This window comes from Caulobacter sp. S45 (assembly GCF_009765965.1).
In the GTDB taxonomy this organism is placed as follows: Bacteria; Pseudomonadota; Alphaproteobacteria; order Caulobacterales; family Caulobacteraceae; genus CAHJWH01.
The window spans coordinates 2,349,749-2,361,026 of the sequence record NZ_LMUL01000014.1 but is presented as its reverse complement, the minus strand read 5'-3'; the positions used below and the strand labels follow the sequence as shown (position 1 = coordinate 2,361,026).

7 protein-coding genes are annotated in these 11,278 nt (G+C 68.7%); 2 read left to right on the top strand and 5 right to left on the bottom strand.

The features are described from left to right. Nucleotides 1-3,079 (bottom strand): NAD-glutamate dehydrogenase domain-containing protein (locus GSQ87_RS17990; protein WP_174241476.1); only part of this gene is annotated, 3,079 nt, incomplete at its 3' end. A gap of 339 nt (nt 3,080-3,418) precedes the next feature. Further along, nucleotides 3,419-4,507, bottom strand: a complete 1,089-nt coding sequence (locus tag GSQ87_RS17985; protein ID WP_158916796.1) for an AI-2E family transporter — start codon at nt 4,505-4,507, stop codon at nt 3,419-3,421. Between the two features lie 163 nt (nt 4,508-4,670). Here GSQ87_RS17985 and GSQ87_RS17980 point away from each other — a divergent pair, with 163 nt between their 5' ends. Further along, nucleotides 4,671-5,393, top strand: a complete 723-nt coding sequence (locus tag GSQ87_RS17980; protein ID WP_254063072.1) for a COQ9 family protein — start codon at nt 4,671-4,673, stop codon at nt 5,391-5,393. Nucleotides 5,394-5,407: 14 nt separating this feature from the next. On the opposite strand, the gene GSQ87_RS17975 is transcribed toward GSQ87_RS17980, so the two are convergent. The 3 genes from GSQ87_RS17975 to GSQ87_RS17965 all read right to left on the bottom strand — a co-directional run bounded on the left by GSQ87_RS17975 (nt 5,408) and on the right by GSQ87_RS17965 (nt 8,903). Then, nucleotides 5,408-5,941, bottom strand: coding sequence for a TIGR00645 family protein (locus tag GSQ87_RS17975; RefSeq protein WP_158916794.1), 534 nt, complete (start codon nt 5,939-5,941; stop codon nt 5,408-5,410). 80 nt (nt 5,942-6,021) lie between these two features. Further along, on the bottom strand, nt 6,022-7,647 hold the full coding sequence (locus GSQ87_RS17970) for a glycoside hydrolase family 43 protein (protein ID WP_158916792.1): 1,626 nt from the start codon (nt 7,645-7,647) through the stop codon (nt 6,022-6,024). After that, nucleotides 7,644-8,903 carry an MFS transporter gene (locus tag GSQ87_RS17965; protein WP_158917871.1) on the bottom strand — a complete coding sequence of 420 codons (1,260 nt, stop codon included), beginning with the start codon at nt 8,901-8,903 and terminating at the stop codon, nt 7,644-7,646. The genes GSQ87_RS17970 and GSQ87_RS17965 overlap by 4 nt, the downstream gene beginning before the upstream one ends. A 247-nt stretch (nt 8,904-9,150) precedes the next feature. On the opposite strand from GSQ87_RS17965, the gene GSQ87_RS17960 reads away from it, so the two are divergent. Then, entirely contained in the window at nt 9,151-11,211 is a 2,061-nt protein-coding gene (locus tag GSQ87_RS17960) for an alpha/beta hydrolase domain-containing protein (RefSeq protein ID WP_158916790.1), read from the top strand. Nucleotides 11,212-11,278 lie beyond the last annotated feature (67 nt).

The window sequence follows — 11,278 nt, the reverse complement described above, 5'->3', positions numbered from 1 at the left end:
CCGGATCGGAATCGGGGTCGAGGAAGATATGGCGGTGGTCGAAGGCGGCCATCAGCTTCATCGCCTTGGACAGCAGCGCCCCGTTGCCGAACACGTCGCCCGACATGTCGCCGACGCCGACGCAGGTGAAGGGCTCCACGGCGATGTCCTTGCCCATCTCGCGGAAGTGGCGCTTCACCGCCTCCCAGGCGCCGCGCGCGGTGATGCCCATGACCTTGTGGTCGTAGCCGGCCGAACCGCCGGACGCGAAGGCGTCGTCCAGCCAGAAGCCGTAGGCCTGGGCCACGCCGTTGGCGATGTCGGAGAAGGTGGCGGTGCCCTTGTCGGCGGCCACGACCAGGTAGGGATCGTCACCATCGTGGGCGATCACCCCCTCGGGCCGGACCACTGCGCCCGAGGCGTCGAGGTTGTCGGTGATGTCGAGCAGGCCGGACAGGAAGGTCTTGTAGGCGCGCACGCCCTCGGCGCGGATCGCGTCCGGGCCGCCGCTGCGGGGAAGCTGCTTGGGATAGAAACCGCCCTTGGAGCCGACCGGCACGATGACGGCGTTCTTGACCTGCTGCGCCTTGACCAGACCCAGCACCTCGGTGCGGAAGTCGTCGCGCCGATCCGACCAGCGCAGGCCGCCGCGCGCCACCGGGCCGAAGCGCAGGTGCACGCCCTCCACATGAGGCGCCCAAACGAAGATCTCGCGGAACGGCTTGGGCGCGGGCAGGTCTTCCAGCTCGCTGCTGGCGACCTTGAAACTGATATAGGGCTTGGGCCGCCCCTCGACGTCCAACTGGAAGAAGTTAGTGCGCGTGACCGCATCCACCAGCAGGGCCAGTCGGCGCAGAACCCGGTCGGCGTCCAGGCTCTCGACCTGCTGCAGAGCCTCGACGATACGGGCGAACACCTCCTCGCCCTGGGTCCCGCGCTGTTCGGCGCTGGCGTGGACCGCCGGGTCGAACTTGATCTTGAACATGTCCAGGATCAAGCGGGCGATCTCGGCGTGCGCGCTCAGCGCCTCGGCCTGGACGGCCTGGCTGGGGTCGAGCCCGCTCTGCTGGCGATAGCGGGCGAGCGCGCGGATCAGCGCCGTCTCGCGCCAGGAGGCGCCCAGCTCCAGCACCAGCCGGTTGAAGCCGTCGTTCTCGGTACGCCCGGTCCAGACCGCCAGGAAGGTCTCTTCGAACGGCGCCTTGATGTCGGCGAACATCAGCCGTTCGCCGCGCTCGTCCTCCAGGGTGAACTCGTGCACCCAGACCACCGCCTTGCGGCCCTGGTCGAGGCTGCGCGTGACGGGGAAGCCGTGCTCAGCCAACGCCTTGAGCCCCATGTTCTCCAGGATCGGCAACACCTCGGCCAGGGGCGCCGCGCTGTCGGCGCGGTAGAGCTTGAAGCGGAAGCGGGTCCGCGAATCGTCCTCGTGACGGAAAGCCCGTACGCGCAGGGCGTCCTCGTCGGTCATGCCCTCGATGACGGTGATGTCCTCCAGGGCCTCGGCGGCGTCGTACTGGTCGCGGTAGCCGGCGGGGAAGCCGTGGGCGTAGCGGGTCAGGATCTCGCCCACCATGCCCGGGGCCACGCCGCCGCTGCGGGCCGAAGCCTCGAACCGATCCCGCCAGGTCCGCGACGCCTCGGCGATCCTGGCCTCGACCGCCTCGATATCGGCCTGGGGATGGTCGCCGGGCGACACCCCGATGATGTAGTGGATTCGCGCCAGGGGCTGGTCGGAGAAGTAGGGATAGACCGCCGACACCCGACCGCCCCAGGCCTCGGCGAGGATATCGCCCGCGCGCGCCTGCAGCTCGGAATCGAAATGGTCCAGCGGCACATAGAGCAGGGCCGAGACGAAGCGGTCGAAGGTGTCCAACCGCCAGAACACCCGCACGCGCGGCCGGTCGAACAGGTGCAGGACGCCCATGGCGATCTGGTAGAGCGCATCCTCGTCGATCTGGAACAAGTCGTCGCGGGGATAGGTCTCCACGATCGTGCGCAGGCGCTTGCCGGTGTGGGCGCTGGGGTTCTCGCCCGCGCGGGCCAGGATGTGCTCGACCTTGCGGCGCACCAGCGGCAGGTGGCGCGCGGGGTCCTCATAAGCCTCGGCGGTGAACAGGCCGACAAAGCGCACCTCGCCCACCGCGCGGCCCTGGGCGTCGTAGCGCTTGACCCCGATATAATCCATGTGGCCGCGCCGGTGGACGCGCGACTTCAACGTGGACTTGGCCACGATCAGCGGTTCGGCCTGCTCAAGATACTTGCTGAGCTGGGAGGTGAGCATGGCCGGCTCGCTGGCCCGGCGCAGCACTGACAGCGAGGTGTCGCGCAGCACGCCCAGGCACCCCTCCGGCTTGAAGATCGGCTCCTCGGCGGCGTAGTCGCCCTCGGGCGTGCGGGGATACTCGTAGGTGCGCGCGCCGAGGATGATGAAACGATCCGCGCTCAGCCATTGCAGGAACTGGGCGTATTCCTCCGCGCCGTAGCCGCCGAAGGGGGCGTGGGAGGTGGTGAGTTCGGCGGCGACCGACTGCATCAGGGCGTGCATGGCCGCCCCGTCGCGTATGGCCGCGTGGACGTCGGCCAGGGTCAGGCGCAGCGCCTCCAGCAAGGCCTCGCGCCGGTCCTCGCCCACGCCGCCGAGCGCCACCAGGATCATGGATTCCTCGTGCGCCTGCCCGATGGCGCATCGTTCGCCCTTGGCGTCGCGAACGATCTTGACCACCGGATGGAACATCGCCCGCACCTCGATGCCGGCCGCGGCCAGTTCGCCCATCACGCTGTCCACCAGGAAGGGCGCGTCGGCCTGGACGATCTCCAGCAGCTCCAGCTTCAGGTCGCGGGCGTCCGCGCCCAGGGCGTGCGAGAGGCGGAGCTTGGGCGCGTCGCCATCGCGCTGTTCGGCGAAGCGCCAGAACTTGGCCAGGGTCGCAGCCAGGTCGCCAGGCCCGATATCCGGCAACTCCTCGGCGCGCACATCGTCCGCGGCCTGATCGACGAACCGCGCCTCCGCCTCGGACAGGACGTCATGCCCCAGCTCACGGGCGAAAGCTTGCCGCAACGCCGCTGTCGAGAAGGGCGCCAGATCGTCGTCGTACATGTTCTTGAAACTTTCCACCCTGGTTGGGGCGGAACATGATCCCTTCGACGTAACGGATCAACCGAGCTTCTACGACGATGGCGTCAAGATTTCCCAACACGGCCAGAGCCGAGACGTCCCAGATGCGGAAACGAAAACGCCGCCAGACGGGGGAGTCTGGCGGCGCGGGTTCCACCAGCGGGGGAAGCCGGTTGGAACGTTTCAGCGGCGCCGACCAACTGGGGGGACGGTGGGAGGGCGCCGTGGCCGGGAGGGGGAACAACCGGCCAGACTGCTAGATAGGCGCCCGAACGATGCGCGACAGGTCGCCCTATCTCACAGGTTCGTGATCGCTGGGTCTCAGGCGGTCGAGGGGCTCGGCAGGATAGCCTGTTGGCCAGCCGCATTGGGCCTTCCCTCGGGCTCGCCGTCGCCCGACAGCAGGATGGCGATCCAGCGCGAACCGTCGAACTGGGCCAGGATGGTGATGGCGGTGACGGTCAGTGGCGTGGACAGGAACATGCCCGGAAGACCCCACACCGCCCCCCAGAGCGCCAGGCTCAATAAGACCACCACCGGATCGATGTTGAGGCTGTCGCGCTGCATCCGCGGCTGGATCACGTTGCCGACGACGAAGCCGATGACCTGAAGGGCGAGGGCCAGCACCACCGCCTGCCAGAGGGTCGGAAACTGGACCAGGGCGAACAGGGGGGGCAGGATGCTGCCGATGGCGCCCCCGATCACGGGCACGAAGCTTAGCACCAGGATCAGGAAGGCCCAGAAGATCGCGTTCTGCAGTCCCAGCGCATACATCGCCAGGGCCGAGGCGATGGCGATCATCAGCCCGGTCACCGTCTGGATCCACAGATAGCGCTGTAGTGAATCGCGGATGCGATAGAACACCGTCGCCGCCCCGTCCCGCTCCAACGAGGACGGGAACAGCGCCACGGCCTTGTGTTGGAAACCCTGGCGCGAGGCGATCAGGAAACCCAGGTAGACCAGGACATAGACCGCGCCCGAGGCGAAGCTTTGCAGCGCCCTGGCCACGTCGCCGACATAGCGGCTGGGGTTCAGTTGGTTGATGATCTGCGACAGGGTCGGCGGCACCCGCACCCCAAAGGCGCCCGCCACCTTGGCGATCAGCAGGTTGAGCCGGGCCGTCTCCGACAGCAGCTGGGCGGCGAAACTCGCCGCGTTGGCCGCCACCGCATAGACCACCAGCCCCGCGGCCACCACCGACAGCAGCAGCGCCAGGGGCAACGGCGCCCAGGGGGGCATCCTGGGCACGCGCTGGGCCAGCAGGCGTGCAAGCCCGTCGATCATCACCACCAAGAAGATGGACAGCGCCAGGGGCGTCAGGATTTCGCGCAGCCAATACAGGGTGTAGCCGCCCAGGATCGCTGCGATCACCACCAGCGCATTGCGCGCGACGCCCGAATTGGTGGCCATGGTTCCTCCACCCCGATGTTTGGACCCGTAGCGTCGGCCCGTCCAGGCTCGCCAACTGACAGGACGCGTCTGTCTTGTGAATGACCTTATACATACGTGCGCGACATGGCGGCCCGCCCGCATGGCGCCGACGATGCAGCGGGGCTATGTGAGCAGCATGAGCTTGAGCGAACCGGCAAACCTTCCCGCCCTCGTCGCCCGCCCGCCTTCCCTCGATCCGCCGTTGGATTGGGCGGAAGCGCGAGAGCAGGCGCTGTTGGACGACGCCCTGGACCTGGTGGGTTCGGCGGGCTGGGGCGAGGCCCTGTTCGCACGCGCCACACGAGCCAACGGCCTGTCCCGGGCGGACGCCGCCCTGCTGACCCCCAACGGCGCACGCGACCTGGCGGCCCTGCTGTGGCGACGCCACGACCGGACTGCGCTGAAGATGCTCGACACCTACGACTTGACGCGACTGAAGGTGCGCGAACGCATCCGCCTGGCGGTGGATGTCCGCATCGAGACCGCCCTGGCCAATGAAGCAGCCGTGCGCGCCGCCAGCCTGTATCTGGGCCGTCCGGGCAATGCACCGACCGCGTTGCGGCTCGGCTGGAACACCGCCGACGAGCTCTGGCGTTGGGTGGGCGACACCACGACCGACGAGAACCATTACACCAAGCGCGCCATCCTGGCCGCGGTCCTGGCCAGCACGCTGGCTGTGCGGCTGGCGCGCGGGCGGGACTCGGCCGGCCTGCACCTGGACGCCCGCATCGCCCAGGTCATGACGTTCGAAAAGTGGAAGGCCAAGGCGCCGCCGCCCATCGCCCTGCTCTACGCCGTCGCCTCCAGCCTGGGTCGGCTGCGCTATGGACCCGTCCGGCCGGATCGGGACGCGCCGGACGCCTGATTCGGACGCAGGCCTCAGTGCTTCTCGGTCTTGGACACCACCCAGTCCATCACCGCCATGAACACGCCGGAGGCCACGAAGGTCAGGTGGATCGCCACCTGCCAGAACAGGGACGCCTGGTCCAAGGGACGGTCGCCGATCTTGAGGAAGGTGCGCAGCAGGCTGATGGCCGAGATGGCGACGATGGAAGCGATCAGCTTCATCTTCAGGCCGGCGAAATCCACCGTGCCCATCCAGCCCGGCCTCTGCTCGGGACTGGCCGACTCGATCCTGGAGACGAAATTCTCGTAGCCCGAAAAGATCACGATGATCAGCAGGTTGGCCGACAGCGACAGATCGATCAGCCCAAGCGCCATCAGGATGCCCGCCTCGGCCAGCTGATCGCCGGGCGTGTGCAGCAGGTGCACGACCTCGCGCCAGAGCTCCACCCCGAACACGGCCAGCAGCGCCACCAGGGCCAGGGCCAGACCCACGTAGAAGGGCGCGAGCAGCCAGCGGGTCGCGAACAGGCCCCGCTCCAGCGCGGTTTCGATGCTGGGCTTGGTCATGGGCTCCGATCCCGGCTCCGTTTCGAACGACAGTAGAGCAAATCATGGATTGAGCGCGCTTAACGCCCGATTTCGAGCGGTCAGGCCGAGAAATCCCGCTCGCGATAGTCGAACCAATCGAAGTCCGCCGGCTTGGCCGTCCCCGCGAGGTCCTGGCAAGCCATGCCGACGAAGGCGCCGGTGAAGTTGGGCAGGCCGGGGGCGCTGGCCTCGTCGGACAGGATGCTGGCGTCGACGCGCTCCGCCAGCCAGTTCCACGCGCCCTCGTCCACGCGCCAGGCGAAACGCAGCCGCTCGTAGTCCACCTCGACCCGCAGCTCCACCACACCGTCCGGGATCGGAACCGGCGGGGTGAAGGCGTCGCCCTGGGGCTGGTCGGGCAGGCTGGACATCACCCGAATGTGGCGACCGACCGCCTCGTCGTGGGAGACGAACAGGTAATGGAACTTCGAGGCGTTGTAGTAGCAGACCAGCCCCGCCGCCTGCTGGTAATGCGCCGGCTCGAACTCCATGCGGGTGGCGGCGCTGTAGCAGAAGGCCTGCTGGCGGCGTGCGACCAGGGCCTGGCGGAACAGGCTGCCGATGGTCTCGCGCCCGAACAGCCGCAGCCAGCCCGGCCGGCGGGCCAGGCTGAACAGCTCCTGCGGATAGGGCGAGCGCAGCCATTGGAAATCGATCGGCAGATGAGCCGTGTCGAACTCGGTGCGCTCGGTCGGTGTCGGCTCCGGCGCGGGCGGCAGGTCGGGCGCGGGAACGGCGAGGCGCGGAAGGCCCTGGCCATCGACGGTGCGCAGCCAGCCATCCTCGCCCCAGGCCATCGGCTGGATCGCCGTCTCGCGCCCGAGCACGCACCGCCCCCGGTTCGGCAAGGGGCGGCCGCAGAGATAGACCGCATAGGTCTCGCCGGCCTCGGTCTGCACCAGGTCGGCATGGCCGGCGCGTTGCAGCTCGGCGTCCGGGCGATGACTGCTGAGGATGTGGCGATCGGGGTGCAGTTCGTAGGGCCCGCCGATCTCCCGCGCCCGCGCCATGGTCACGGCGTGGTTCCAGCCGGTGCCGCCCTCCGCCGTCAGCAGATAGTACCAGCCGTCGCGCTGGTAGAGGTGCGGCGCCTCGGTCAGGCCCAGCGCCGTGCCTTCGAAGATCAGCCGACGCTCGTCCACCAGACACTGTTCGACGGCCGAGTATTCCTGCAGCACGATGCCGGCGAAGCGGTTGCGGCCGGGCCGGTGGTCCCACAGCATGTTGACCAGGTATTTGCGCCCGTCCGCGTCGTGGAACAGCGAGGGGTCGAAGCCGCTGCTGTTCAGATAGATCGGGTCGGACCAGTCGCCCTCGATGGTCGGGCTGGTGACGAGGTAGTTGTGGAAGTCCCGCAGCGACGCGCCCGACGCGCCGCCCACGGTGGTGCGGCCATATCGCTTCACGTCGGTGTAGATCAGGTGGAACAGGCCGTCGGCGTAGCTCAGGCACGGAGCCCAGACCCCGCATGAATCCGGCGCGCCGCGCATGTCGAGCTGACTGGCGCGTGTGAGCGGTCGCGCGACCAGCCGCCAGTTCACCAGGTCGCGCGAATGGTGGATCTGCACGCCAGGGAACCACTCGAAGGTCGAGGTGGCGATGTAATAGTCCCCGCCGACCCGCGCGATGGACGGGTCGGGATTGAAGCCCTTCAGGATCGGGTTGTGGATCAGGCGTTCGGTCATGGAAGCAGCGGCTCGGAGATGGCGGAGGTCGGATCGGAAAGCGCGGGCGGCTTGACCAGGGTCCACAGCAGCACCGCCCCCAGCAGGTCGAGCAGACCGAGCGCGATGAAGAAGGGACTGTAGCCGACCCGGCTCACCAGCGCCCCGATCAACAGCGAGAACAGCAACACGCCGAAATTGCCGAAGGTCCCGGCCATGCCGGCCACGGTGCCGACCTCGCGCTTGGGGAACAGGTCCGACGCCATGGTGATCACCGTCACCGACAGGGTCTGGTGCGCGAACCCACCCAGACACAGCAGGGCGACCGCCAGATAGGGGCTCTGCACCTGACCGACGAACATCATGCCGGTCATCATCACCGCGCCAAGGGTGAAGGCCCAGCGGCGCGCGTCGACCAGCTGTACACCGCGCTTCTGCAGCGCCAGCACCACCACCGGGCCGAACAGGCACCCCAGGTCCGCCGCCACGAACGGCAGCCAGGCGAACATGGCGATGTGGGCCAGGTCGAAGCCCCGCACAGTCTTCAGATAGAGCGGGACCCAGAAGGCCAGCGTGCCCCAGGTCGGGTCGGCCAAAAAGCGCGGCAGGGCGATGCCCCAGAACGCCCGCCGACCCAGCAGCCGCCAGATCGAAGGCTTGCCGCCATCCACGTCGACGAAGCGCTCCTGCCCGGCCGCGATATAGGCCCGCTCGCCCGACGACAGGCCGCGATGCCGCTCGGGCGTCTGGAAGAAAAACAGCCACGCCAGGACCCAGACCAGGCCGATGGCGCCGGTGATGACGAAGGCCGCGCGCCAGTCGTAGGCGACGATCGCCCAGGCGACCAAGGGCGGCGCCAGCATGGCCCCGAACGAGGCGCCGATATTGTAGACGCCGGCCGCCAGCCCGCGCTCCTTGGCGGGGAACCACAGCGACACCGTCTTCATGCCCGCCGGGTGGATCGAGCCCTCCGCGAACCCCATCAACCCGCGCAGCCCCGCCAGCGCCGGCCAACCCGTCGCCAGCCCGTGCGCCATGGTGATCACCGACCAGGCGGTGGCGAAGATGGCGAACCCGATCTTCAGCCCCGCCATGTCCAGCACATAGCCGCAGATCGGCTGCAGCATGATCCCGCCCTGGAAGGCGCCGGTGATCCAGGAATATTCGCGCGGCCCCATGTGCAGTGTGGCCATCAACGGCGAGGTCGCAACCGCCACCGACAGCGAACTACGCGTCAGGTAGTTGAGCAGCGACCCGGCCATGATCAGCCCGATCATGGCCCAGCGCAGTCCCCGCACCCCGTAGGCCGCCGGCTTCACGGGTGACGGCCTGCGCGGGGATACAGATCGAAGCCTGGCAAGAAACGCCTCCCTGTCGCGGCCCGGTCTATCGCCCGGCCATCCTTGTTACCGCTACCTTTGCATGTGTTCTTATAGTCGTCCATTGCGACGCGGAGCGACGATAGCTGAACCCTTGAGCGCGCCTGCAAAACCCGCCAACGTCCTGATGAGCGGGGAGCCATACATGAAGACCGGATTTGCGGGCCTGGGGGCGATGGCGCTTTGCCTAGCGATCTCGCAGGCTCCGGCGCGGGCGGCGGTGACGCAGGTCACGGTGCTGGAGCGCACCCCGTTCGCCGGCGGACGGGCGTTCGGGACGGTCGGGGCCTATGAGAAGATCCGGGGTCGCGCCGTGGTCAGCCTCGATCCCGACACGCCCGCCAACGCGACCATCGTCGACCTCAGGCGCGCCCCCCGCGACCCCCACGGCCGGGTGACGTTCACCACCGACTTCCTGCTGCTGCGCCCGGTGAAGGCGACCCAGTCGACCCTGCTCTACGAGGTCAACAACCGCGGCGGCATCGGCATCCTGGGCCAACTCGACGGCCACAGCCCCGCCCACAACGATCCGACCACCCTAGCCGACGCGGGCGACGGGTTCTTGATGCGGCACGGCTTCTCGCTGCTGTGGTCGGCCTGGACCTGGGACGTGGCTCCGCCCTCGCCCGGCGACCGGCCGCTGGTGCTGAGCCCGCCCGTCGCCACCGAGGACGGCCGCACCATCACCGGCAAGGTCGAGAACGAGTTCACCGTCCTCCAGCCCGCCGCTGTGACCAACTTCGCCGGCCTGCACGGCCTGACCTATCCACCCGCCGTCGCTGACGACCCCGAGGCGGTGCTGACCGAGCGCGCCCGTCCCGACGATCCGCGCCGGCCGGTCGCGCGCAGCCGCTGGCGCTTCGCGGCGCCCAAGGACGGCGGCCCGGTGCAGGAGATCGCGCTGGACGGCGGGTTCAAGCCCGGCGTGCTGTACGAGGTCAGCTACACCGCCCAGAATCCCTATGTGGTCGGCGTCGGCCTGGCGGGCATCCGCGACCTGATGGCCTGGTTCCGCGACCATCCGCTGGAAGGCGCAGCCCCGCCCAAGCGCAGCCTGATCTTCGGCATCAGCCAGTCGGGCCGAGTGATCTCGACCATGCTGCTGAACGGGCTGAACCTGGACGAGCAGGGGCGGCCGGTGTTCGACGCCGCCTTCATCCATGTGCCCGGCGCCGGCAAGGGCGGCTTCAACTACCGTTTCGCCCAGCCGACCCGGCACTTCAGCCTGCTGGAGGAGCACGACTACCCGGCCGACACCTTCCCCTTTACCACCACGACCGAGCGCGATCCGGTGACGGGCCAGACAGGCTCGCTGCTCGACCACGCACGCACGGCGGACGGGCGCGCGCCCAAGCTGCTGTTCGTCAACACCTCCACCGAGTTCTGGAACCGCTCCGCCGGACTGCTGGAAACGACACCGGACGGGACCGCCGACGTGACGCCGGACAAGGACACGCGGCTGTATTTCCTGGCCGGCTCCCAGCACTATGTCGGCCGCTCTCACGAGCGCGCGCCCTATCTGAATTGCGTTTCGACCACCGACCACTACCTGGCCATGCGCGCCATGCTGCTGGGACTGGAGCGGTGGGTGAAGGACGGGACGCCGCCGCCGGCCAGCAACTATCCCCGGGTCGCGGACGGCACGCTGATCTCGGTGGAGGACTATCGCGCGGTCTTCCCCAAGGGCCTGTCGCTGACCCCGCCGGAAACCAACCTGAAGCCGCCGCGCCTGGACCTAGGCCCGCGCTTCGCCTCACAGGGGATCGCCGACACCATCCCGCCGACCCATGGGACGCCGTTCAACACGCTCGTCCCCCGCCCCGACGCCGACGGCAACGACCTCGCCGGGGTGCGCCAGGTGGAGCTAAGGGTCCCGCTCGGCACCCACACCGGCTGGAACGAGCGCTCGCCCGAGGTGGGCTTCGCCTGGGCCACCGCGCGCTTCGACGGCTCCTTCCAGCCCTTCGCCCGCACCGAGGCCGAGCGCCGCGCCGATCACGACCCGCGCCCCTCGCTGGAAGCGCGCTATGGGAGCCGCGACGCCTATGTCGCCAAGGTCAGGGCGGCGGCGAACGAGGTGGCGACAGCCGGCTTCCTGCTGCCCGAGGACATGGATCGCGTTGTCTCGGAACAGACCGGCCTCTACGACCGCATCCAGGGCCACGCGCCTGGCGACACGAGCTGCGAGTACCTGTTCGCGCAGTGACGGCTCCGATTCCTCTCCCCTTGTGGGAGAGGAAGGGGCCCATCGCTTTGCGATGGGAAGGTGAGGG